Source organism: Parabacteroides provencensis (assembly GCF_900232875.1).
GTDB lineage: Bacteria > Bacteroidota > Bacteroidia > Bacteroidales > Tannerellaceae > Parabacteroides > Parabacteroides chinchillae.
Genome location: NZ_LT960488.1, coordinates 302,602 through 326,080, shown reverse-complemented (window position 1 = coordinate 326,080; position 23,479 = coordinate 302,602). Strand labels below are relative to the sequence as shown.

Annotated in this window: 24 protein-coding genes and 1 pseudogene; 10 read left to right on the top strand and 15 right to left on the bottom strand. The window is 40.7% G+C overall.

Translation table 11 applies throughout. From position 1 onward, the window contains the following. Positions 1–87: 87 nt before the first annotated feature. The 11 genes from CTY47_RS01395 to ric all read right to left on the bottom strand — a co-directional run bounded on the left by CTY47_RS01395 (position 88) and on the right by ric (position 6,935). Complete coding sequence (locus CTY47_RS01395) at positions 88–363, bottom strand: hypothetical protein (protein ID WP_099463082.1); 276 nt, start codon at positions 361–363, stop codon at positions 88–90. A gap of 2 nt (positions 364–365) precedes the next feature. Next, positions 366–635, bottom strand: coding sequence for a hypothetical protein (locus tag CTY47_RS01390; protein WP_099463081.1), 270 nt, complete (start codon positions 633–635; stop codon positions 366–368). 11 nt (positions 636–646) lie between these two features. Then, positions 647–1,282 carry an ATP-binding protein gene (locus tag CTY47_RS01385; protein WP_143813308.1) on the bottom strand — a complete coding sequence of 212 codons (636 nt, stop codon included), beginning with the start codon at positions 1,280–1,282 and terminating at the stop codon, positions 647–649. 4 nt (positions 1,283–1,286) lie between these two features. Next, positions 1,287–2,168 carry a hypothetical protein gene (locus tag CTY47_RS01380; protein WP_143813307.1) on the bottom strand — a complete coding sequence of 294 codons (882 nt, stop codon included), beginning with the start codon at positions 2,166–2,168 and terminating at the stop codon, positions 1,287–1,289. A gap of 8 nt (positions 2,169–2,176) precedes the next feature. Then, positions 2,177–2,500, bottom strand: coding sequence for a hypothetical protein (locus CTY47_RS01375; protein WP_099463078.1), 324 nt, complete (start codon positions 2,498–2,500; stop codon positions 2,177–2,179). Positions 2,501–2,602: 102 nt separating this feature from the next. Further along, the gene (locus tag CTY47_RS01370) at positions 2,603–3,034 is read right to left on the bottom strand and encodes an RteC domain-containing protein (RefSeq protein WP_099463077.1); all 432 of its coding nucleotides are present in this window, start codon (positions 3,032–3,034) and stop codon (positions 2,603–2,605) included. Then, positions 3,003–3,257 carry a hypothetical protein gene (locus CTY47_RS01365; protein ID WP_143813305.1) on the bottom strand — a complete coding sequence of 85 codons (255 nt, stop codon included), beginning with the start codon at positions 3,255–3,257 and terminating at the stop codon, positions 3,003–3,005. Before CTY47_RS01365 ends, CTY47_RS01370 begins: the two co-directional genes overlap by 32 nt. Positions 3,258–3,428: 171 nt before the next feature. Continuing rightward, positions 3,429–3,926, bottom strand: coding sequence for a pyridoxamine 5'-phosphate oxidase family protein (locus CTY47_RS01360; RefSeq protein WP_199163380.1), 498 nt, complete (start codon positions 3,924–3,926; stop codon positions 3,429–3,431). 18 nt (positions 3,927–3,944) lie between these two features. Continuing rightward, a complete protein-coding gene (locus CTY47_RS01355) occupies positions 3,945–4,577 on the bottom strand; it encodes a DUF6448 family protein (protein ID WP_099463075.1) in 633 nt (210 codons plus the stop codon). Positions 4,578–4,585: 8 nt separating this feature from the next. Further along, a complete protein-coding gene (gene hcp, locus CTY47_RS01350; RefSeq protein WP_099463074.1) occupies positions 4,586–6,190 on the bottom strand; it encodes a hydroxylamine reductase in 1,605 nt (534 codons plus the stop codon). A 25-nt stretch (positions 6,191–6,215) separates the two neighbouring features. After that, positions 6,216–6,935, bottom strand: a complete 720-nt coding sequence (gene ric / locus CTY47_RS01345; RefSeq protein ID WP_099463073.1) for an iron-sulfur cluster repair di-iron protein — start codon at positions 6,933–6,935, stop codon at positions 6,216–6,218. Positions 6,936–7,049: 114 nt separating this feature from the next. Between ric and CTY47_RS01340 the strand changes: the two genes are divergently transcribed. Further along, positions 7,050–7,715 (top strand): Crp/Fnr family transcriptional regulator, encoded by a 666-nt coding sequence (locus tag CTY47_RS01340; protein ID WP_099463072.1) that lies wholly within the window; start codon positions 7,050–7,052, stop codon positions 7,713–7,715. Here the strand turns inward: CTY47_RS01340 and ccsA are convergent. The 4 genes from ccsA to nrfH are packed head-to-tail and all read right to left on the bottom strand — an operon-like array spanning position 7,712 to position 11,813. Continuing rightward, positions 7,712–8,488: a cytochrome c biogenesis protein CcsA gene (gene ccsA / locus CTY47_RS01335; RefSeq protein ID WP_099463071.1), complete on the bottom strand. Its 777-nt coding sequence runs from the start codon at positions 8,486–8,488 to the stop codon at positions 7,712–7,714. The genes CTY47_RS01340 and ccsA overlap by 4 nt on opposite strands. After that, a complete protein-coding gene (locus CTY47_RS01330; protein WP_143813304.1) occupies positions 8,475–9,716 on the bottom strand; it encodes a cytochrome c biogenesis protein ResB in 1,242 nt (413 codons plus the stop codon). The genes ccsA and CTY47_RS01330 overlap by 14 nt, the downstream gene beginning before the upstream one ends. Then, positions 9,716–11,218 (bottom strand): ammonia-forming cytochrome c nitrite reductase, encoded by a 1,503-nt coding sequence (gene nrfA, locus CTY47_RS01325; protein WP_099463070.1) that lies wholly within the window; start codon positions 11,216–11,218, stop codon positions 9,716–9,718. The genes CTY47_RS01330 and nrfA overlap by 1 nt, the downstream gene beginning before the upstream one ends. 4 nt (positions 11,219–11,222) lie before the next feature. Continuing rightward, entirely contained in the window at positions 11,223–11,813 is a 591-nt protein-coding gene (nrfH, locus tag CTY47_RS01320; RefSeq protein WP_099463069.1) for a cytochrome c nitrite reductase small subunit, read from the bottom strand. A gap of 299 nt (positions 11,814–12,112) precedes the next feature. Between nrfH and CTY47_RS01315 the strand changes: the two genes are divergently transcribed. From CTY47_RS01315 to CTY47_RS01275, 9 genes and pseudogenes are all read left to right on the top strand, one after another. Then, a complete protein-coding gene (locus CTY47_RS01315) occupies positions 12,113–12,406 on the top strand; it encodes a helix-turn-helix domain-containing protein (protein WP_099463068.1) in 294 nt (97 codons plus the stop codon). Between the two features lie 3 nt (positions 12,407–12,409). Beyond that, the gene (locus tag CTY47_RS01310; RefSeq protein ID WP_099463067.1) at positions 12,410–13,663 is read left to right on the top strand and encodes a type II toxin-antitoxin system HipA family toxin; all 1,254 of its coding nucleotides are present in this window, start codon (positions 12,410–12,412) and stop codon (positions 13,661–13,663) included. A 708-nt stretch (positions 13,664–14,371) separates the two neighbouring features. After that, entirely contained in the window at positions 14,372–14,668 is a 297-nt protein-coding gene (locus CTY47_RS01305) for a Crp/Fnr family transcriptional regulator (protein ID WP_233202065.1), read from the top strand. A gap of 68 nt (positions 14,669–14,736) precedes the next feature. Next, positions 14,737–14,934, top strand: a complete 198-nt coding sequence (locus tag CTY47_RS01300; protein ID WP_099463066.1) for an MBL fold metallo-hydrolase — start codon at positions 14,737–14,739, stop codon at positions 14,932–14,934. 24 nt (positions 14,935–14,958) lie between these two features. Continuing rightward, a pseudogene (locus CTY47_RS17565) lies at positions 14,959–15,189 on the top strand (GNAT family N-acetyltransferase); the annotation flags it as partial. A gap of 469 nt (positions 15,190–15,658) precedes the next feature. Further along, complete coding sequence (locus tag CTY47_RS01290) at positions 15,659–16,708, top strand: winged helix DNA-binding domain-containing protein (RefSeq protein ID WP_099463065.1); 1,050 nt, start codon at positions 15,659–15,661, stop codon at positions 16,706–16,708. Positions 16,709–16,877: 169 nt separating this feature from the next. After that, positions 16,878–18,035: a nicotinate phosphoribosyltransferase gene (gene pncB, locus CTY47_RS01285; protein WP_099463064.1), complete on the top strand. Its 1,158-nt coding sequence runs from the start codon at positions 16,878–16,880 to the stop codon at positions 18,033–18,035. A gap of 342 nt (positions 18,036–18,377) precedes the next feature. Next, on the top strand, positions 18,378–20,834 hold the full coding sequence (locus CTY47_RS01280) for a sensor histidine kinase (protein WP_158228492.1): 2,457 nt from the start codon (positions 18,378–18,380) through the stop codon (positions 20,832–20,834). 1 nt (position 20,835) lies between these two features. Beyond that, complete coding sequence (locus CTY47_RS01275) at positions 20,836–23,478, top strand: ABC transporter substrate binding protein (protein WP_099463062.1); 2,643 nt, start codon at positions 20,836–20,838, stop codon at positions 23,476–23,478. The last annotated feature ends 1 nt before the right edge of the window (position 23,479 follow it).

Genomic DNA, 23,479 nt, shown 5'->3' with positions numbered 1-23,479 from the left:
TTTCTCCTGAAGAGTTTATTATTCAATATGAGCAACCTTCCCTTAGAATCGCTACGCCATTGAGTAATACNTAATGTTTGGCATAGGTCAGAAGATTACATCGGTTCGTACAGGCAGGTCGTGGTCTTCTGTATCAAAACCAACAACCCGAAGAATTTTCGCATTAGGATAGCGTTTACGGAGGTTGGCGGCCACCACATCGTATTTGGCGAAGTCGGCGGTATAAGCCGAGTCGCCATACTGTTCCCGATTCCTGCGGAGCGATTCGATCTCGTACTCGTGCCACTTCTCAATCTCGCCATTGTGCGTGGAGTATTTCCGGCGGCCATCCTCCAACAGATGGATTACTCGTTGATATTTCATGTTTAAACTAATTTGCGGTGATAACTTTTGAGTTTGATAAAGAGTTCCAATTCCAACCGGACGATCTCCAACGTAGGGAACTGTCCACGCTTGCGACCTTTGACATACTTTGTGTGCATCCGGCTGATAAAGACTTCCGCATCCCGACTGTCGATCTGCCGGGCGATAACTTTTGCACCTACAGGGATATTCCGTTTGCTATCCATCGGATTAGGAAAGAACTCGTGTTGTTGCTCCGAATAGTAGAGCGTGATGATTTCTATACCTTTCATAACTTTCCAAGTTACCGCAGGCTTTCGCCTTTGAATTCAACAATACGGCACAGATGCCCCAAACGGTCGAGAGTACGTTCACCATAGCGTTCCAACAACTCTTTCTTTGTCAGATTGGTGGTGGCGAATATGGGACGGTGGTACCTCTCGGCGGCATTCATAATCAGATTAAACCCCTCGCTCTTTTCGCCGTAATCATTCACCAGACTCTCTACACCCAATTCGTCAATGATTGGAAACGGTGTCTTGAGCAGATAGTCCAGATTGGTTTCCGGACGTTGGCCGTAGTAATACACCTGTGCCGATGGGGTCGGTTTGGTCAGTTCCTGACTGTGAACGACTCGAATCCATCTGTTTTTCAATCTCAGCAACACAGGTATTACACCCGAAATGATGATGCTTTTGCCTCTACCGCAGTCGCCCATCAGAAGCAGACCTTGATCTTTGGTATCGGTCATCCAGTCAATCACCTCCTCGTATTCGGGCAGGTGTTGGTAATTGTCGAACGTGGTATCCACCTCGCAAAAGATGGTGACGAACCCTCGGCGGCACTGTTCGTGGTCGCCCCACGACATCGGATTGGGTTCTCGGATGTCAAGACGTTTCTCTTTGACCATCTGTGAGATAATTTGTGATAATGTTTGCATATGGCTATTTTTTAGGTTTTCCGAATTTTTCGAGAATGCGGTTTTTATGCTCCTCCGTTTCGGGCTGTTTGATCTGCCCGATATGTTGTCCTGTGGCAGGTAGTGGCTGCCCTCGTGGTGTATATGCTTGCCGCTTGAGTTCGAACAGCCCTGCCCAATTGTTGGCCATGCTCTGGTCGATGATTGCCGCTGCGGTTTCCAGATTGTTTCCCGACAGATTACGGAGCATTGTCAGACATTTTCGGATGCCGATTTCACTTCGATAACTCTCCTTGCGAAGCCGTTTGTACTCCAACCAGGTGTGCATTAGTTCCCGCCAGGGCGGTTCGATGGTTTGCAGGATAGCATTGGTGTCCAATTGGGGTGCTTCTCTTTTTTCTTTCTTTTTGGCGCAACTTTTTCTTTCTTTTTTCTCTTCGGGGGATAGACTCGGAGGAGCATCTGCTCCGACCTCCATTTTCTCAGAATCTTCTTTTTCTGATTTTTCTTTATTACTCTCTGTATAGTTTAGTTTATATATAATAGTCGCATTTTGTTTCTCACTCTGAGACTCTAAATGCTGTATTCGATCCTCGTTTACCGCACTTTGCGTCTCACCGTGAGACTCTAACTGTTGTGAAAGAGAATAAATCGTGTAGAGACAACTTGCTTTTCCACCCTTGGTCGAGAAGTCAATCAACCCCGCCTCACGCAATCGCTCTCGTTCCCGATAAATACTTGCGCGTGGGATCATTGTCCGGGACTCTATGACAGACAGCGAGATTGGGAGTGGATTTTTCCACCCCGAACGATTGGCTATAAACATCAGTCCGTGCCACAACGTAATCGAAGCAGGGGTCAGCGAGTGAGTTTCGAGCCAATCATAGAACATCTTAATCTCTGCCATATAATTCATCATCTGCTTATTCCGTTACAAATTCGCTCGAACTCACTCATCTTTGTTCGGATAGATTCATTATCCTGTAAGGCTCCAATATGGCATAATACATCGCGCTTACTGATCCGGATTCCATTATTAAAAGGCTTACGACGAATTCCGTAACGCTTGCAGTCACGATCCATTTGACGCATCGACTTTCCCATCAGATCCGCAGCCTCCTGGCGGGTGATGTAGATATCATCAGCCATCGTACTATCCAGGCAACGCAACTCCTCCAATACCTTCTGCACCGAGAAGATACTATCCTGTAACTTGTTTATTATTTCTGCGTAATTCATACCTTGACACTTTACCGTTTCTGACTGCAAAGTTTGGGATATTAGCACACGCAAAAAAGGACGTCCGAGCGGACGTCCGATGAATAACCCATTGGAAAGTAATTACTTTTTCTCTTTAGGTGGGTAATTTATTTGGTTGGTATTCTTACCGAGAACCTGACTGCGAAGTTCATCCAGGAACTTGGTTTCGCCACGTTTCCGATCATAAAGTTCACTTTTGATTCTCCGTTCTCGGCCATTGAATGAAAAGCTAAACATCCACTCAAAGGCTTGTACGATTTGGATAAATTTGGCAGGTTGATTGTCAATCCCCTGAAGAATTTGGGACTCGTATATTGGAGCAATTATCTCCATTAGATTGAGAGCCTTGAACTCTGGCGTGAGATGGAGTGGTGATTTTGGCTTTGAAGAATATATGTGAAAGCCACTGGGGTATTTGAGTTTCAGGTTCAGCAACTCTTTTTCAACATCTATCTGTTGAATTGCTCTATTTAGCAGTTCGTTAGTAATTGTAATATTTTTCCCCCGCCTCACAATTTTGGGCGACTATCCCTCGCTGTAAGGTGGAGAATTCTATTAACAAGGAGCCAAGGTATCTATATTTAACTGCAAATTCCATTTCCGAATCCAATATAGCTGATAGTTCTCCTTGAAAATTTTTAAATACTTCTGATGCATCTAATTTTGAGATAAGCGTGTTGTCATGTACCGCAACATTTAATATTGCCAAAAAATCAGAGTTAACAATTTTATTCATTTTTATCATTTTTTTTAGTATTGTTAGTTTTGAAACATAAATAAAAAAGGCTCGCTTGTCATACCATGACAAGCGAGCCTCGGGAATAATATTCTTGGTAATCCTCCTTTATGCCTTTAACCTTAATTATAGACATTGTAAGTCTTTATAAGTAGGCTAATATTGCGATTGTCAACGACCAATCTGCTTGGCTTTTGCTGAGATAGAAGTTATTTTTAAGCGGAGAATTTCTGTTCTGTGAAATGATTTCTCCGCATATTTCAACCCTCGCTCCATATCATTAGGCGAGTATTTCTGAAGCAACATTTTAAGAGCATTCATTCGCTCTGTATCTGCCAGTCCTCTCTCAAGTTGTCCTCGGACAACAACACTCTGATAAGCTGTTGTAAATTTTTCAGATATAACTTCTGTGCGACCAACTATGGTAAAACTCACCTCATTGGATATATCCAAACAGCTCATTTTATACCCATCAGGGGCGCAATGAAAGTATATATAATCTTCATTCAAAACGTAATTCAGCGGAATACCATAAGCGGCAACAGCCCCGCATCTTGTCTCGACAAATGACAGAATGCCATATTCAGAGACTCTTAGCAAATCAAGAGAAGACTCCTCTGAAAGGAGTCTCTCTTGTCTGCGCACCGAGCTATTATCAAAATTTATCATCTCTGTGTTCGTGGTTTTTTAGCATTCATGGCCGCTTGCTGTTTCACTGGAATTGCTATTATCAGATACTTTCCCCTCAATAATAGCGTGAATACCAGCAATAGAATGGATATAATCCACGTAAGCACGCACATAGGCGCGACCTTGCTCTGGGGAGGCATCCTTCTTAACCTCAAGGGCTTTCATTTTATCATACTTAGCCTTTAACACTTTATTCATATGTGCATTGAGCTTCGAAAGCAACCCGTCAATATCTCCTGTCAAAATAGCATCATCGCTCATTTTTATAATAGGCTCTACACTATCAGATGACTTCAATCCCGTATAAGATGCGTTTTCCGAAGCTCGATGTAGACGCACTAATGTTTCGATAAAATGCTGTTCAACAACTCGATACACCTCCTTATCTCCATTTCGCAAGGAGTAGGTTTTGGTAAAAAGATCATTGATCTGCTTTTCATCGTCGGGGGTAATCCATTTGTAGAGTAGCTCAACCTTGTTAGTTTCCAAGGCTTTCTGTGCGTCTTTAATAACTGGGCCTGCGAATGAGTCACAGTGAGCGAAGGCCTTAGGTGACCCCGCCAGCAAGAATACGACACAGAAGAGTCCGGCAATAATCCAGTTTTGTTGGTGTTTTCTTACGGTTTCCATAGTGCTGATTATTTTAAGATAGTTTCAATAGCGGGCTGCGACCCTATGTTAAAGTTCTCAACGAGTACTTTAGTGACATTTGGCGAAAGGAATGCGGGAAGCGTTGGGCCAAGGTGAATATTTTTAACGCCGAGCGACAGCAAGGCCAACAATACAATCACGGCTTTTTGTTCGTACCATGCAATATTGTAGACAATCGGCAGGTCGTTTACATCTTTTAGTCCGAAGGCATCTTTTAGTGCAAGGGCAATCAAAGCCAACGAGTAACTGTCGTTGCACTGCCCAGCATCCAACACGCGAGGAATACCCCCAATATCTCCAAGTGGTAACTTATTGTAGCGATATTTGGCACATCCGGCGGTCAGAATTACCGTATCTTTCGGTAGAGCCTCTGCAAATTCGGTGTAGTAGTTGCGATCTTTCATACGTCCGTCGCAGCCCGCCATTACCACAAATTTACGGATTGCTCCCGACTTTACAGCCTCGACAACCTTGTCGGCAAGTGCTAAGACCTGTGCATGGGCAAAGCCTCCGACAATCTCGCCACTCTCAATTTCAATCGGAGCGGCGCAACGTTTGGCGTGCTCAATTACGGCTGAGAAATCTTTCTTACCATTTTTACGTTCCCCGATATGCTTAAAGCCTTCAAAACCTGATGCTCCCGTTGTATAAACACGGTCGGCATAGGTCGCCGTTTTGCGCGGTGGAACAATGCAGTTGGTCGTAAAGAGAATCGGGCCATTGAAGGACTCGAACTCCTCGGTCTGCTTCCACCACGAGCTGCCGTAGTTTCCAACAAAGTGGCTATATTTCTTAAATGCCGGATAATAGTGGGCAGGCAGCATCTCGCTGTGGGTGTACACGTCTACACCTGTACCTTCGGTCTGTTCCAGTAGATCCTGCATATCGCGCAAGTCGTGACCAGAGATCAAAATCGCAGGATTTTGGCGAACTCCGATGTTTACCTTCGTGATTTCGGGGTTGCCATAGGTAGAGGTGTTGGCTTTGTCCAAAAGAGCCATCGTTTTGACACCATATTCGCCACATTTCAACACGAGAGCAATAAGTTCATCCACACTTAGATCTTTTGTAGTTGCAACGAGCGCTTGCTGCATAAACTCATAAATATCGTCATCCTCATAGCCAAGATTTGTGGCGTGCTCGGCATAAGCAGCAACACCTTTCACACCATAAATAAGCAGCTCGCGCAGCGAGCGGATATCTTCATTCTCGGTTTGTAGTATCCCGACCTCAGCAGCTTTCTGCTCCATTTGTTCGAGCGTCGTGCCACTCCACGTCTGACATCCACAGTTGCATTCAGCCTTTGGGAGCGAATCTCTCAGAGCAATGGCCTCTTGGATGCCAGCGACAAAGCGCGTCTTGTCGAAGTTGGCATTGGTGATAGTCATAAAAAGTGACTCCATCACAAAACGATTGACCTTTGCGGGGACAAGCTCACCAACCTCTCGCATTCGGATCGTGCGCTGTGAAATCCCCTTCAATAGATAGATCAACAAATCTTGCAGACCTGCCACCTCCGGCGTTTTACCGCAAACACCCTTAACAGTACAGCCCTTTCCTAAGGCCGTCTCCTGACATTGATAACAAAACATAACTTTTCGTTTTAAATTGTTAATACTATAAATTATCTCTTTCTATGTTGATTGCCGTTGGAAAGACCACATTGTTCTCCAAATGAATGTGTTGATGTAGCGCACCATTAAACGCTTTTAATTTTGCCATCAAAAGTCGATAACTACCACAGCCATCCGAGGGTGTTTGGTAGCCTGCTGTCAATTCCTCCATGCGATGATAACGATCGCCTTCGGCTTGATGCTCGGCCATCATCACCGATATGGGAGCCTCGACACTGCCGCAGTGAAAATCAGGAATCGGCAAGCCGCTACTTACTGATTCACACATAACATATATATGTGGGAACAGCATAATCTCCTCCTTTTGCAGATGGTTTTCCAAATCCTCCAACGACCTTTCGAAAAGCTCTTTCACCTCCAGCAGCTCCGGGTGGCTGCATGAGTGAACATCGCACACTTTACGGAGTAACTCCATAATCTGTGGCCCTTGGGTGCGAATATTGCGGTGGTGAAACTTTAAGATGTAGTCACACAACAGATCGAGCGGCCAGCTCTTGAAGTCGATGACTTCGGAACTTTCGTTCTTGGGCTTATTCAAATCCTCGATCACTGTATCGACCTCAATACCGACTTTTGCACACGCATCAGGCAGCATATCCAATCCGTTACAGCAAAAATCAATGCCATATTTTTCGAAAATTGATGCGTTCGCAAAACTATTTGCAACGATCTGACCCACAGTCATCTCTTTATATTTTTCCATATTACTTTGTTTTAGTATTATACAGCAAAGTTAAGGCCTAAACAACATGTTGATTGTAACATTTGTTACGTACCTAAAAAGTTATTACCTTTGCAAAGGTTAAAATTCATTTTTATGGAAAAACAAGATCTGCTATTCTTCTGTACGATGTGTCGAGATAAGTCTGCGGAAGAGATCGAGAAGATACAATGTACGATACCTCATAGTTTGAAAACTTTCAAACGAGGTGAGCATGTTGCCTTTCAGGGCGACAAAGTTTTATTTTTAGCTATGCTTATCAGGGGGAGAGTCAAAACAGAAATTGTATCCAATTCGGGGCTAACTCTGCCTATGGAGGAGATAGCTGCGCCTTATCCGTTGGCAGCGGCATTTTTGTTTGCTGACGACAATCGATTTCCTGTTGATGTAATAGCAATGGAGGAGTGTGAAGTGCTGTTCATATCGAAAGAGTCCATCGAAAAGCAGATTGCCAAATGTCCCGGTTTTATGCGTGGTTTTATGGCGTTCAATGCCAATAGAATGCAGTACATCTCCGAGAGGCTGAAGATATTTGCACAAAAAGGAATCAAAGCCAAGTTGGGCTATTATATACTTTCCCGAGAAAAGAAAGGAGAATTTGATTTGGGTCGAAGTGTTGCTTCGTTGGCAAGTTATTTCGGCGTTGAGCGCCCATCATTGTCACGAGCCATCTCTGAAATGGTGGGGGACGGGACTATTACGTTCCGTTCGGGTAAGGGTACAATTTTAGACTTTGATGCACTCGAAGACATTCTCCTTTAATAGACATGTACACTACCTTGAGCTGCCGGAAGATAGCTAACACCGAGCCAAGTCGCCATAAGCAATAGGAATGAAATTAAAACGAGCCACAATGCAACGTTTTTCGACCAAACATCTCGACGTAGTCTTATATGTATATAACCGATGTATGCAGCAGCCGTAGCAGCAGCCCAAGTTTCTTTTGGATCCCACGACCAGTAGTGTCCCCAAGCCTCTTTCGCCCAGATTGCACCCATAAGTAATCCCAGCATTAGAAATCCATAGCCGACATAGATCATATTATCTATAAAATGGAACATCTTTCCATCGGATTGTTTTCGAGTCAGAGCAATAATAGCTCCGATAGTCGCAGCACCGAACATAGCATAGGAGAGGATATAAGAGGTTACGTGTGGAACAAACCAGATGCTTTGAAGTGCAGGTATCAAACTCTTAGAGTGTATTTCGGGTTTTACAAGGTTGATGATAACAAACACACTTGCCACCAGATTAGAAAAAGTGAGTACCCACGCATACTTCCAACGTCGGTAGGCTACGTATCCGACAGCGGAGATAAACAACGAGTACCATAGTCTGGTTTCACCCATCGTTCGCATTGGAGGGCGCTCGATGTGAATCCAAAAACCAATGACAAAAAGCAGAAAGAGGACGATTCCCAATAGCGTTAAGAGGTTTGCCGTCTTTTCAAGTCGATTGAAATTGACAAATACACCTGCCGACAACCACAACAGAATAACCGGCAATGCAAACCATATAAAATTACTCCACATCATGGACAGCCTCCTTTCTTTCTTTACCCCTCCATATCATAGCAACAGAGCCAATCATCATCATAACAATTCCCACATAAACAGGTATAAGCCAAGGATCGTAAACCAATTCAAAGCTACTGTATGCCGATAATCGCCCTGCATTGTTATCGTATCCGTGCTGGTATATTGTCCAATGATCTACGCTCAAAGGTTTATTGACTTCGAGCACCGTTTTTAAGTGTTTTTCGCTTTGGGTGAATACCTCTATATCGGAGGTAAAAATGCGTGGTTCGGCAACGGTCATCACCAGAGATGTTTGCTCATCGAGCGGCATTGTCATGAATAGTTGCGCTTGGTTGCCACCACAAATCCAACCGCTGTGTGTCGTGCCGTTTTTTGAGGCAGTAACCCTTACGGCCGCAGTCGCCCCGGGCATCGGAGCCTCACGGTAAGTGCTGTCACTGCCGCGTACGGCCTGATGAATATACCGATCAACCTTCACCTGCCAACCGTTGAGTGTTCCGCTTGGCATATCCTTATCTATCTGAAGAAAATGCGGTTTCCCGACAGGCAACAGATCTCCTGTTGTTTTATCAATAACGGCGAGTTTGGGCGGATAGTAGTCCATGTCGAAATCGTTCAAGGTAATGGCTATGGGAAGCTCTTTTACATTTTTTTGCTCGTCATAGACTCGCCACTCCGTCTCTCCCTCTGCAACATACATTACATAACGCTCCATATCGGCATAGCCCAATCCCGACGCTGAGAGAAAGAGCCATAACCCGATGTGGTTGAAGTAAAATCCCCAATCTCTCCGGTTGAATCTCTTTAATCGGCGCACAATCAGCCCCCCTAGAGCAATCAGCAATAAAGAATAGATAAAAACAAAAGCCCAATGACGAGTCATAGCATCCAATCCAAGCGGTGTAACACTCTTTGCGGAGGCCTGAGGCACAAGTCCCATAATGACACTCCCCAGCACAAAGGCTACGATCAGCGTAACACTCATTTCAACACTTGTAAACCATCGGGCGATACCTGTTTTTGGAGCAAATAGACCAAGCGCTATTGCGATTAATGCGACCAATCCTACCACTGCATAGTTCACAGGACGAGCAAACAGATAGAAATCAAATTCACCGACAACCATCTGCAAGCCTATGCCGACAGCGATTATAGTCCCTATGGAGATAATGCTTTCTGCATATCCCCAAGGAGTTTCCCATATCTGTTTTTTTCTATTGAGCATTAAATGTTGGTTGAAATAATTTTACCTTCAGCTTTAGCCTTCTCAACCCAAGAGGGCAGCGTTGTTTTTATCCACTTATCCTTTTGATCCTTTAGTAATTCCATATCCAGACCTATGTATTTCTGGGCTTTGTTTTTGGTTGATATGTCCGGCATTGACACATCGTTGATTCCAAGCGAAAAGAGAACTTTCTGCAACTCCAACTGTGCCTGCATAGAACGATCGAGGCTGTGAGCTAAGATACGTTGAGTCTCGACCGGAGCGTGGAACGATGCTCCGTGCGAAGCTACGGCAAAGTCCCAACGCCATTGTGCTTGACGAATCAGTTGTAGTGCCTGCTGCATTTTAGCTTCATCAGCACCATTGTCCCAAGCAGTTTTAGCCATAATATGAGCCTTACTTAATTCGGTTTCTACACGATCACGTATTTCGAGAGCCTTATCCTGATAATCATAAACATACTTTTTAAGATTCTCTTCGCTATCTCGGTGGCAAGTTTGACACGTTGAGGATATGTTCTTGAGCGGACTGACAATCTGATGGTCGGAGTATTTGATACCTCCTTCAACTTTATAGGGCATATGGCAGTCGGCACAACCCAGCCCTCGTTGAGCGTGTGGGCCCAACAGAAATAGCTCATAATCGGGGTGCTGTGCTTTAAGCATCGGAGCCCGACTGAGAGAGTGTGTCCAATCGGCATACTGGGCGTTATCATAATAGGCTTCCATTGACTCAACCGTCATTCCTCCGTCCCAAGGAAATGTTAGGTACTTGCCATCACCTTTAAAGAAATACTCAACGTGGCACTGTGCACACACCAATGTGCGCATCTGCTGAGGCGTAGCATCGTCAATATTCAGTCCTTGGCGCTGAAAAGCCTCAATAAGGGCGGGGCGCGTAATTGTAAGATTCATCGTTTGCGGGTCGTGACAATCGGCGCAACCTATCGGGTTGACCACCTCGCTACCGTGTGCACTCCACGCTGCCTTGTAAAACTCCTCTACACCTTTTTCTTGCATCAAGCGCGGCACATCGGGACTCTTGCAACTCCAGCAAGTCGAAGGCTGCATATCTTTGGTGCTGGCATCGGGCGTGCCGGTTCTGAGCGTATGGGTAACATCCTCCACAGCGTGCATATGGCCTCGTGGAGCCGAATAATCTCTCGAAAAAGCATATCCCGCCCACAGCACAACCATAGCAGGACGACTCTCCAGCACATCTTCGGGCATGTTGCCCAAGTGCTTGCTCTTGAAGTCCATATCTTTGGTCTTGCGCCATGTGTCGTATTCACGAGGATAGTTCAGACCCCACTCCTCGTTTTTGGCGTTTATACCCGTTATTTCGATCTTCTTATTGGCGTACAATGTTGCAATCTCTGCCCTGCGCTCTGTGATAGAGGCCGCCAGAAGTCCCAATAAAAAGACTCCAACCATAACAACGGTAAATATCAACCAACCGATGGCAGGGCGACGCCTGATTGTTTCTGCTAATTTCTTAAACATATCGTTATTGAGTTTTTTTGTTCGTTATTATCTTCTTGAGCCACTTAGGAACCGGAGATTCGGGCATAGGCGCTATCACATTGGGCGACGACGAAATATTGCTAACAGTCGTATGCGGAGTATTGCGATGACAATCCCAACACGCCTTACCCTCACCCTCTTTTGTCTGGGCAAACTCGATCATACCTGTCTTTACAAACTCCGTATTCAACTGCGTATGGCAACGGATGCAGTTGTTCATGATCACTCCGCTACTGGCATCACGCGGACGAATTACCTGCGGCTCTGCCTTGAATGTAAAAACAGTCGAGTGGTATAATCCATCCATCGCCTTGAAAGTATATTTATTGAAAACATTATCTTGCGGCACATGACAATCATTACACGAAGTCCACTTCCCGTGTGAGCTGTGCGACCAAGATTGATAATAGGGAGTCATAATATGGCAATTGATACACGCCGATGGATCATCGCTTGCATATGTATGGACTCTGGACATATAGATCGTATATACACCAAGACCCGCGAGAATTCCACCGATAACGAAAAGAGGAATTACAAACGGTCGCGGAATTGTAGCTAAAAACTTCTTCATATTAATAACGGCATGCAAGTTAGCAATATGCAAAGATAAAGACGTCAAATTAACAAAGCGTGATATTTGTTACATTTTGGTTTTTACTCTCAATTATTTCTACATCAGAAGAAACGGAGTACTTTTGAAATTAAAGCCACTGACTCTCAACAAAACAATAGATATATCTGTATTTTGGAATAATATTTGGATTATATTACAGATATATCTATATTTGCATTGAGTTAGGTGCATCTTGGAAAACGAAGTAAACCTAACTGCATTTAGCTAATCGTAATTTTTGCAAAAACAATACAGCTATGCACAGCGAAATATATGAAAAAACAGGTAGCGAACTCATTCGTGAAGTAGCACTAAGATACAGTAGCTACCGGAAAAGAATGGGATTTACGCAGAAAGATGTTGCACAAAAATCGGGATTAAGCCTCTTTACCATCAGTTCTTTTGAAAGCGGTTCTTCGACAGGTATTACGCTCGCATCGTTCATTAAGCTACTTCGAGCAATTGATTGCCTTGATGAGATAGAAAAGCTACTGCCGGAGCTGCCAGAAAGTCCCAAGCAATTATTTGTTAAACAGAATAAAATCAGATAAAATATGGAGACTAATGTTGTACGGGTTAGCTTATGGGGTATGGTTGTTGGCTATCTGTCATGGGACAAGAAAGGAGGGGTTGCCAACTTCGAATACGAATCTTCGTTTCTTGAGCAAGGGTTAGACATAGCTCCGCTGACAATGCCTATAAACTCTGTTCGTAGTAAAAAGGGATTGCCATGGGTGGGAGATAGGGATAAACTATATCAAGGATTACCCCCGATGATTGCAGATTCACTGCCCGATAAGTGGGGCAATTCACTCTTTACGGCATGGCTTCGGAGCAATAATATTTCAACTAAAAAGATAACGCCTATTGACCACCTTGCCTTTATCGGCAGTCGGGCAATGGGCGCATTAGAGTATGAACCTGCAAAGGAGCTTGGTGACAATTCGGCTTTCTCGGTCGATGTTCAACACCTGTACGAATTTGCAAAGAAGGTACTCAACGAAAGAGAGACAACGGTTCTAAACAGTGGAAACTCGATCCTTTGGCAGGACTTAGTAAAGATCAGCTCATCACCGGGTGGTAAACGCCCCAAAGCGATTGTTGCGCTCAATAACGATACGGGAGAGGTTATTTCGGGACAAGGATTTGTCCCGGCTGGATTCGAGCACTATATTCTAAAATATGACGACAACTCAGCCTATCCTTTTGCAAAATTGGAGTATGTCTATTGTCGTATGGCTGTTGATGCAGGCATCCATATTATGCCGTCCGAACTTCGCAGTTACGAAGGTGTTACACATTTCCTGACAAAACGATTCGACCGCCGAGGGAATGAAAAAATACATATGCAAACACTTGCTGCAATTTCTCCTGAGAGCGACAGCTATGAGGACATTTTTGCCCTTATCCGTAGGCTGAATCTGCCCTACGAGGATAGTCGCCAGCAATTTCTGCGTATGGTGTTCAATGTTATTGGTCGTAATGTTGATGATCACTCTAAAAACTTTGCTTTCTGCATGGACAATAGCGGCACTTGGCGATTGTCTCCTGCCTACGATTTAACTTATAGCGTTGATTTTGCAGCACCTGCCTACTCAAACAAGCATTCGCTGACAGTAAACGGCAAGAGTGAGAATATCACGCGTGCAGATTTAGAGAAAGTTGGAGCCGACAATGACATTATCGAATACAAATCATTGATAGACAAGGTCATTTCCGCAATCTCAAAATTCGAGAATTATTGCACAGAATTGGGCATTGACCATACGCTTGCCAAGAGCATTAAGGAGGATTTTGTAAAAATGTAAAAATTGATAATGTTGCAGATTCCAAAACTAAGACGCTTATTCTCAGAGAATAAAGAGTTGGAATAGGTTACAAATAACTTGACCGTCCGGAGAAAGAGTGTTACCTTTGGAATATAGATGCTGGAAGGCAATAAAGCGTTCTTTGACAAGGTAAAAGTATAGCTCACGGCGAGCTCGTAACCCAAATGTAACCCGAACCCTTTTTGAAATGGTAATTCTCTTACAAATAGCAGATTACAAACACAAGGTTCGGGAGAAAGCTGCGCCGAAAAGAGAGAAAAAACCTCAATATTTGGAGTTGAGAGAGGGCGAAAAATAGAGTGAAAATGAGCGTGTCTACATTTGTCTACTCAAACACGATTAGGATAGACATTTTCGTGTAACCACGCTGTAACCGAACCCTAAAAATGGCAATCGTAACTATCTGATAAACAAACAGGTTATATCAAAAACAGCTCAATCCCTATCTCTCCGCTGAACACTAAAGACAAATGGTGGAAAAGCTAAGATAAGTCCCGTAAAATTAAGGTTTTACGGGACTTTTTTATTTTGTCGACAGACAAGCAAAAGACAAGAAAATGCCCTGTTTGGACAAAGTAGTGTTACCTGATTGTATCCCTTGAAAGCAAAAACCGATGGTACAGTTCCAATTTCAGGGCGTATCACAGTCGGAAAACCATATATTTGCAGATATAAGCGGATTATGATATGGTGAATTTTAATGAATATATGAATGAGATTGATTTTTCAGAGTTTAAAAAGCCTTTTTTAGAAAAAGGAAAATCGATTGAATTTAAGAAGAGGGATTATTTTGTTAGGCAAAATGAGCCGTGTAAATTTATAGGATTTGTCCGAAGCGGTATTTTTAGATATACTTGTATCAATAATGATGGCAACGAACATATTGTTGGTTATAGCTTTGCGGAAGATTTTGTATGTGATTACCCGTCATTGGTGAAACATTTAGGTTCACTAACCAATATTCGGGCTGCTACAAATTCTTGAATTACTTTAAGGTTTTTACTATCCTCTTGAACTACTTTTGTTCTCATTTGTGATACACACTAAATGATATGGCAGCCCAAAATATAGGTAACACTTCGGATGCCGCTCCACTTGAAGAGTGGTTACAAACCATAGAACGAGTAGAGCAACAGTTTACCAATGTGAAGTATATTATTCCCGGTCATGGCAAATATGGAGGGAAAGAGTTATTCAAGCATTCCAAAACAATTATAGAAAATGAATTGCAGCGCCAAAGAAGACTGTAAAACGAGATATTTACGGAGGTGCTCTATTTACACTCTATGTTTGTTCACAAAGACTTTCAGGGTAAAGGTATTGCTACTCTACTTTTAAAAGAAATAGAGCGGTATGCAATTACAAAAGGGATTATGCGGATCACATCAGAAGTGAGTATAACCGCTCGCCCTTTCTTTGAAAAATGGGGCTATACAGTAGATATAGAACAAAAGCGTAGAGCTAATCAGCTTTGTTTGACTAACTTTTGGATGGCAAAAGAATTGAAAATAATAAAACCTTATTATGGTCGTATTCCTGCTTGTGGTGTATTTTGTGGTGGCTGTCCAATCTATGCACGAGATAAAAAAACTTGTTTGGGAGCAGATGTAAATAAAGTTCGTTGTGGAAAATGTAAGACATTTCATCTTTGTTGTGTGGAAAAAGGAATTACATGCTGTCATCAATGCGAAGTATTTCCTTGTGCAAAGTTTAAGAGCTTTGTTAAAAGGTGGTTAAAATATGGACAGGATTTTGTCGAAAACCAAAAACTGTTGAAACAGGTTGGTGAGATAGAGTTTTTGAAACGATATAATCAACAAACTTTCTAAAACTTGAAAGAATAATAATTGAGAAATAAAAATATACTCCTTATAAGATTCTTGTTTTTGAATGTTGTTATGATTGTCTATCCTATGGATAAAGTTCGACAAAAGGGTGGTATATTTGTTGTCGAATAGATAAAGGCAATTGTTTATGATAAAAAATATTCGTATGGCCAGCCAGCAATTGGCATCTCCTAATTTTGAAGAACCAAAAGCTCTCGTCTCGTGGATGGGAGCTATTCAGGCACAGGATTATGCGATGTCGAAGTGGGCTGTGGGTTCCAGATTGCAATCAGGTAGTTTGAAAACAGTAGATGAAGCTTTAAAACGGGGTGAAATACTGCGTACTCATGTACTACGCCCGACATGGCATTTAGTTGCTGCGGAAGATATTCGCTGGATGCTCAAACTTTCGGTACAGCGCATTAAATCGGCTTATGTCTCGTTTGCTAAAGGGCATCAGTTGGATATTACCGAAAAACAATATGGCCAGTTCAATGATTTAATCGTAAGAATACTTGAGGACAATAAAAGTCTAACGAAACAAGAGATTGAAGTAGAGATAAACCAAAGAGGAATAAAGACAGTAGAGCCTCTGCTAAGACGACTTCTTGGGAACTCCGAAATCGAGGGTGTGATTTGTAGCGGTGTAGACAAGGGCAATAAACCAACCTATGCGCTTCTTGACGAGCGTGCGCCACGGGTAGATAAAATTCATAAAGAAGAGGCATTAGCACGGTTGGCAAGCAGATATTTTCAGAGCCATTCCCCTGCCAGTCTCGTTGATTTTTCTTGGTGGTCGGGGCTTTCACTTACCGAAGCCAAACAAGCCATTGGACTTATCAAGTCAGAACTTATTACAGACTCCGACAATCTTTTTATGCACGAATCATACGAGGAAATCGCTCCATTACAAAATGATATTTTACATCTGTTGCCATCCTTCGACGAGTACCTTATCAGTTACAAAGACCGAACAGCTGTACTTGATTTGGAGCATCATCCCAAGGCTTTCAACCGTTTCGGTACGTTCTATCCAGTAATATTACATAATGGCAAAGTAGTTGGTAACTGGAACAAAACGATTAAGAAAGGTCAAGTAGTGATTAAAACCTCCTTTTTCGATGCGAAGTACCGGATCCGCAGAGAGTTGATCCAAAAAGCGGAAAGCAGATACAAAAGTTTTATCTGCAATCAATAATAAACAAATGCTCTTCGCCTCTTTATCTATTGGAGTTAGAGAAATATTCGCAGATTAGATTTAATTTGAATTGGCTTTTTGTATATAATTGGTACTGTGAAAAATAAGTATTGCAATATTCTTCTATATTTTGTTATATTTTAGGTAAAGGCTAAAAATAAATAGGAAAATGATAATTAAAGATTTTACAGATAACGATCTATATAAATTTACCACAATGAATGCTATTCAGAAGAAGTTTCCGGATGCTGAAGTGGTTTATCGTTTTGTGAATCGGGGAGAAACTGAATTTCCTGCTGGTTTTGCAGATGCGTTGCTTAATGAGATAGAAGCTATGCAAAATTTGTTTCTTACTCCTGAATCGGAGAAATTTATGCGCGACAAATGTTATTATTTTGATTCGGTTTTCTTTGATTTACTGAAAGGTTTCCGATTTAATCCTGCAGAAGTTTCTGTTATACAAGAAAGAGGTAAGCTGGATGTTGAAATTCGGGGACTTTGGTATCGTACGGTTTTATGGGAAGTTCCGTTGATGGCTATTATTTCAGAACTTTATTTCCGTATGACAAGGCAAACAGCCCATGAGGTAGAGAAGAGGGCGATTGCTAAAGCATATCAATTGGCAGAGATAGGAGCTGAACTGTCAGAATTCGGCACACGTCGTCGTTTTTCTTATGAAGTGCAGGACAAGGTTGTGGGTATTTTGAAAGAATATATGGGTACTTATATGAAAGGAACGAGTAACGTATATTTGGCAATGAAATATGCCCTTACACCAATGGGGACACATCCTCATGAATGGTTCATGTACCATGGCGCACATTATGGTTATCGTTCGGCAAATACTTTGGGGTTAAGTAATTGGGTGGATGTTTATGACGGAAATTTGGGAATTGCATTAACGGATACTTATACATCCGACAATTTCTTCTCTAGTTTTGATACCAAATATGCCAAGTTGTTTGACGGCTTAAGGTGGGATAGTGGTGACCCTTTCGTGTTTACTCAAAAAGCGATAGAACATTATAGAAAAAAACGTATAGATCCTCGTACAAAGACAATTGTTTATAGTGATGCATTAGATTTGGATAATATACGTAAGATTAAAGAATTTGTGGATGGAAGATTGCATGATGTATATGGAGTTGGAACTTATTTGACAAATGATGTAGGAGTAAGGCCTTTGAATATGGTTATTAAACTATTTGAGTGCAAACCTAAAGGTTATAAATTCTTTTTGCCGACAGTGAAACTATCCGATGTAGAAGGAAAACATACAGGTGATCCCGGAGAAATAGCATTGTGTATCCGGACTTTACGTTTGTGAGTGGTAAAAATGCCCAAAAGTAAATGAGATTTAATGATAATCAAGATTTATTTGAAATATAATTTGTACGTTTGTGAACTTTAAAACAATTTTATTTATAGGGTTCGCTTAATGTTGGACAAGTATTTCAAGAAGGACAAATTATTTGTTTTAGTCTTTCTTATTGGTGTTTTTATTTGTATCATGCTTGTTATTTCATATAATGAGCACGAGACGAAGAAATACCATATATTATTAATTCATTCTTTTGACCAGAATTGCAAATGGAAGGATGAAATGAACAATGGAGTAAAAGATTGTTTTGAAGATAATGGGGTTCATGTGGATATACAAACATTTTATTTGAATGCAGAATATCTTCCTGCTCAAGCAGAGTTGGATACCTTAAATTTCTTAATGGATCAATATCTGGATAAACCTCTTGATTTGATTTTGGTCTGTGATGACCAGGCTACTTTTTCTTTACTGGCAACGAATCATCCGCTTTCGCATAAGATTCCAATTGTATTTAGTGGTGTCGATTATGTAAATAATAAAGTTTTAGCAGGACATACAAATATAACAGGATTCACGACAAAGCCAAATTTTGTAAAATGTTATCACTTAGCTCAAAAATTATTTGGACGGATTGATGATTTAGCTATTATTGCGGAAGACACTTATTTAGGACGTGTTGGTGCAGATGAAGCTAGGTCTCAATTTGAGAATTACCAGGAAACAGCAACAATTTATAATTCTTTTCCTAATTATAATAAAACAGATACAATCCGTCCACTTTCTTCCATTGAATATCCTTTGCATATACGAATAGAACGTGTAGATAAACAAGAAGCAGAAGTCTTGAAAAAGATTTTATTTTACCGTTTGCATAGTTGTTGTATTTTACCGAAATGGAGTCCGTTTTATTCGGCTTTGGCTAGTATGGGGACTGCGCCTTTCTTAATGGTAAATAATGAAGGATTTGGTGATGGACGTATTGGAGGATATATGACTCCTAGCTATAATCAGACTTATGATGCTGCAGATTTAGGAATTAAACTTTTACGTGGAGGAAAAATTACAGATTTTCCGATAACTGCAAGTAAACAATATCCCGTTTTTGACTGGGATCAATTGAAATATTGGAAGATTAATTTAAATTCGTTGCCGCCAGATAGTATTATTCCAAATATGCCTTTAACTGTAAAATATAAGAAACATATCTGGTTTGGAGTCGTGTTTGTTGTTGTTTTAGTTATGTCTCTATTTCTTGTACTTATGCGTCTTTATAAGCGAGAGGCTTTAAATAAGAAAAGAATACGTAATAGATTATCGAAAGAACAATTAGAATTAAGCATCACAATTGATGCTTTGGATGAAGGTGTGGTTTATTTAGACAGGAAAGGGACAGTTCTTTCTATTAATAGAGCTGCTTTACAATGGCTTAAGTTAAGCGGCACACCTGATATTTATGTAAAATGTAATATCCGTGATTTATTCAATATACAAAATAAAGGGGAACCATATTATTTACAAAACCTGATAAATCGAATGGCACGGCAACAAGACAGCTGTAAGTTAAGCGATACGGCGGTCCTGGTCACAACAGATAAACATATATTTCCTGTTTCCGGTAATATAAGTAGTACAAATAGGAATGGTGATTTTTATGGAGTGATAATAACTTTTCGAGATGTGACGGATGAATATTCCGAAAAAGAGTTTCTTGCACTTAGTATGGTTGCAGGGGATGTTTTTGCTTGGAGGTATGATAACAGCTGTGATTATGTCATGTTTGATGAATCGTTTTTTCATTCATTTAATATACCTCATGAAGGGATGAATGCTATTTCTGCCCAGAAATTTAGAGATATCATTTATCCGGAAGATTATACCAGATGGAAAAAGGCGATTAAAGGCATCTCTTCCGGGAAAATAACGAAATCGACAATCCAGATTCGTCAAGACTTCAATGGCATGGGCTATCAGTGGTGGGAATATCGTATTACGTCATTACCTAAATCATCATTAGGAAATCATTATAAACTATTTGGTTTATGTTTAAATGTTGATAGGTTTAAGAAGATAGAAGAAGAACTGGTACGTGTGCGTGATGAAGCACGGGAATCTGATAGAATGAAAGGTGTATTTTTGGCAAATATGAGCCACGAAGTGAGAACACCTTTAAATTCGATAGTAGGTTTTTCTACTTTGCTTATTGAAGATAATGAACTGGGAGAAGATGAACGTGGAAGTTTTATTGAGATAATAAATGAAAACTGTCGTTTGCTATTGAATTTGATAAATGAAATTTTGGATATATCACGTGTGGAAAGTGGTATTCTTTTTCGCGATGAAGAATGTAATTTGACACAAATAGTGGAAGACTCTATTGAGGCGAGCCGTTCAGCATGTCCGGATTCTGTATGTCTGAAGGTTGAGGTTCCTGAAGAACCGGTATGCATATTAGGTGATAAGTTCCGTTTGAAACAATTGTTGGATAACTTGATAGATAATGCTTTTAAATTTACTGAACAAGGAAGTGTGACCGTTGGATACATTTTATCTGAAAACCTTAAAAATATATGTATTTATGTTCGTGATACCGGTATAGGCATATCCGAACAGGAGATACAAAAGATATTCAATCGTTTTTATAAAACAAATGATTTTGTGCGTGGAGGCGGTTTAGGCCTATCTATTTGCAAAGAAATTGTTCGGCGATTGGGTGGTGTGATCCGGGTAGAATCAACACTTGATAAGGGTAGTTGCTTTATTGTTGAAATTCCTTTTAAAACGGTCTGCAAAAAGAACGAATAAGATGTTCAAGTGGAATTTACATATTATTTTATCGGGGTTATTCTGTATTTTATGTATAGGGTTTACTGCATTGTGTGTGGCTTGTCATCAAACATATTCTAATGCAAATAATCCATACAATATATTATTAATCCATTCGTATCGTGCTGATTGTCCATGGAAAGCAGATTTAAATAAGGGAGTTGAAGATTGCTTGAAGGATTTCCGTATTTCTGCAGATATTAAGACCTTCTATCTGGATTCCGAATATTTTTCGAGTACAGAAGAGATCTCCGTATTGAATACATTATTGGATGGAACCTGGAGGCCTGATTTAATATTACTTTGTGATGATCCGGCTACTTTGGCACTAATAAAGACACAACATCCGTCAACATACGAAATTCCTATAGTTTTTTGTGGTGTAGACTATTACTGTGATTCATTATTGGAAGGACATACCAATATAACAGGATATACAACACGGCCTGATTATGCAAAATGTTTGGAATTGGTACATTCTTTATACCCTTCTGTTAAAAAAGTAATATTTGAAATTGAAGATAATACATTGGGTAAATTAGCTTTGAATGAATTAAAAAAGCAATGTAAGGCTGATATTATTCCGGATTCAATGCGGGTACAAATAAGTAATATGGATAAGGAGAAAGGAAAGCAGATTATGTGGAATTCTGTTTTTGCAAGTAATGTACCTCATATTATGCCGGTATGGAGTAATTTTTATTCCGGACGTGCACGAAATACGAATGTTCCTTTTTTTGCCGTGAATAGTGAAGGGTTTGGATTAGGTTATTTGGGCGGATATATGACTCCGGCCTATGATCAGACATATCAGGCTACTAAAACAGGGATTAGTATTCTGTCAGGTGAGTCCGTATCTGATTTTCCCGTTGTTTCGAGTAAACAAATTCCTGTATTTGATTGGGAACAAATGAAGAAGAGTGGTGTTTCAATGGACCAGTTGCCTCAGGGAAGTGTGGTCGTTAATATATCTTTTGGCGAAAAATATCATGATTCAATAGTTGTGGTGGTTATTGTTCTTTTGTTATTTGTAGGACGTCTGGCTTTTATGTTGGTTGGTTTATATCGGACGGAAAAGAAACAAAAGAGAGAGACTCAGAATGAACTGAAAGAACATCGAAAGAACCTGAAAACAATAATGTCATCTATTCGTGAAGGTGTTATTTCTATAGACTTAGAGATGAATATTTTTGCTATAAATCCTGCAGCTTTGCGATGGTTGCATTTGGATGGATGCGAAAATGGTTATATAGGGCGGAATATTTTTTCATTAATAGATATTGCTTTACCTGGCAGAGACCGGTACTTAAAAACTTTATTACAATCAGTTTTAAATAAAGATAAGTGTATTCATTTTGAGCAATCCAGCCAGATGTTTTCATTCGATAGCCAATATCATTTTCCTGTAGTAGGTGCATTATCTGCAATATATCAGAGCCGGCAGTTATATGGTGCGGTTATCACCTTTCATGATATTACGGAAGAATTTACTCAAAAGGAGTTTCTGACTTTGACAATGGGAACAGGAAATGTTTCATATTGGCATTACGATGCGTCAGGAATGAGACTTTTGGCCGATTCTTCATTCTTTACTTGTTATGACATACCGGACGATGGCTCTCATAGTATTTCTCTTAAACGTTTCCGTGAAATGATACATCCGGATGATTTGGAGGCATGGATAAATATTAGTAATAAAATGTTGCGGGTCGAAAATAAGAAGTTAAGAATGGAAATGCGTATAAATTTTAATGGCAAAGGATACCAATGGTGGGAATGCCGTTTTGCAAACCGATTCTTATCATCGTTCGATACTCGACAACTTTCTGTTTTTGGTATTTGCATTAATATACAAAAATTTAAACAAACACAAAATGCATTAGTTCTGGCACGTAATAAGGCACGTATGTCGGACAAGCTGAAAAGTGCATTTCTTGCCAATATGAGCCATGAAATACGAACACCGTTGAATGCCATTGTTGGTTTTTCTAATCTTCTAACTTCGGGAGATGACTATAGTGCTGAAGAGCGCAGACTTTTTATAGAGACAATTCAGAATAATTGCGATTTATTGCTTGCTCTTATTAGTGATATATTGGATTTGGCGCAGATAGAAAGTGGAACGATGTTTTTCAAAGACGAAAACTGTGATGTAAATGAATTGATAAATCAAATTGTAATCACTCAGCAGGTAATCATTCCAAATCGTTTGAAACTGATAGAGAAAATTCCATCAGAGACAATATGTATTATTACAGATAAATTGAGATTGAATCAAGTAATAACGAATCTGATTAATAATGCTGTTAAGTTTACGGAAAAAGGATCGGTTACTGTCGGTTATATTAAAGAGCCTGGTAATTATCTTTGTTTTTTTGTTGAAGATACAGGATGCGGTATACCTGAAAAAGATCAGAAAAATGTATTTGAGCGTTTTTTCAAAAAGAATGATTTTACGCAAGGAGCCGGCTTGGGACTTTCTATTTGTAGAATGATTGTAGACCGGATGAACGGAACAATAGAAGTTGAATCAAAAGAAGGAGTAGGTAGTCGTTTTAATGTAAAAATTCCTTATATTGCAGCCGGAAATAAACACAGTGGTGATGAATCATCTATAATTTGAG

Bases quoted from the DNA above. Each gene is read 5' to 3' on its own strand.
- CTY47_RS01380 (WP_143813307.1), bottom strand. From the start codon at position 2,168: ATGGCAGAGATTAAGATGTTCTATGATTGGCTCGAAACTCACTCGCTG.
- CTY47_RS01275 (WP_099463062.1), top strand. From the start codon at position 20,836: ATGTTCAAGTGGAATTTACATATTATTTTATCGGGGTTATTCTGTATT.
- CTY47_RS01330 (WP_143813304.1), bottom strand. From the start codon at position 9,716: ATGCTCAATAGAAAAAAACAGATATGGGAAACTCCTTGGGGATATGCA.
- CTY47_RS01375 (WP_099463078.1), bottom strand. From the start codon at position 2,500: ATGAATTACGCAGAAATAATAAACAAGTTACAGGATAGTATCTTCTCG.
- CTY47_RS01395 (WP_099463082.1), bottom strand. From the start codon at position 363: ATGAAATATCAACGAGTAATCCATCTGTTGGAGGATGGCCGCCGGAAA.
- hcp (WP_099463074.1), bottom strand. From the start codon at position 6,190: ATGTTTTGTTATCAATGTCAGGAGACGGCCTTAGGAAAGGGCTGTACT.
- pncB (WP_099463064.1), top strand. From the start codon at position 16,878: ATGATAATTAAAGATTTTACAGATAACGATCTATATAAATTTACCACA.
- CTY47_RS01300 (WP_099463066.1), top strand. From the start codon at position 14,737: ATGGCAGCCCAAAATATAGGTAACACTTCGGATGCCGCTCCACTTGAA.
- nrfA (WP_099463070.1), bottom strand. From the start codon at position 11,218: ATGTTTAAGAAATTAGCAGAAACAATCAGGCGTCGCCCTGCCATCGGT.
- ccsA (WP_099463071.1), bottom strand. From the start codon at position 8,488: ATGATGTGGAGTAATTTTATATGGTTTGCATTGCCGGTTATTCTGTTG.
- CTY47_RS01340 (WP_099463072.1), top strand. From the start codon at position 7,050: ATGGAAAAACAAGATCTGCTATTCTTCTGTACGATGTGTCGAGATAAG.
- CTY47_RS01390 (WP_099463081.1), bottom strand. From the start codon at position 635: ATGAAAGGTATAGAAATCATCACGCTCTACTATTCGGAGCAACAACAC.
- CTY47_RS01290 (WP_099463065.1), top strand. From the start codon at position 15,659: ATGATAAAAAATATTCGTATGGCCAGCCAGCAATTGGCATCTCCTAAT.
- CTY47_RS01310 (WP_099463067.1), top strand. From the start codon at position 12,410: ATGGAGACTAATGTTGTACGGGTTAGCTTATGGGGTATGGTTGTTGGC.
- ric (WP_099463073.1), bottom strand. From the start codon at position 6,935: ATGGAAAAATATAAAGAGATGACTGTGGGTCAGATCGTTGCAAATAGT.
- CTY47_RS01315 (WP_099463068.1), top strand. From the start codon at position 12,113: ATGCACAGCGAAATATATGAAAAAACAGGTAGCGAACTCATTCGTGAA.
- CTY47_RS01305 (WP_233202065.1), top strand. From the start codon at position 14,372: ATGGTGAATTTTAATGAATATATGAATGAGATTGATTTTTCAGAGTTT.
- CTY47_RS01385 (WP_143813308.1), bottom strand. From the start codon at position 1,282: ATGCAAACATTATCACAAATTATCTCACAGATGGTCAAAGAGAAACGT.
- CTY47_RS01365 (WP_143813305.1), bottom strand. From the start codon at position 3,257: ATGAATAAAATTGTTAACTCTGATTTTTTGGCAATATTAAATGTTGCG.
- CTY47_RS01355 (WP_099463075.1), bottom strand. From the start codon at position 4,577: ATGGAAACCGTAAGAAAACACCAACAAAACTGGATTATTGCCGGACTC.
- nrfH (WP_099463069.1), bottom strand. From the start codon at position 11,813: ATGAAGAAGTTTTTAGCTACAATTCCGCGACCGTTTGTAATTCCTCTT.
- CTY47_RS01360 (WP_199163380.1), bottom strand. From the start codon at position 3,926: ATGATAAATTTTGATAATAGCTCGGTGCGCAGACAAGAGAGACTCCTT.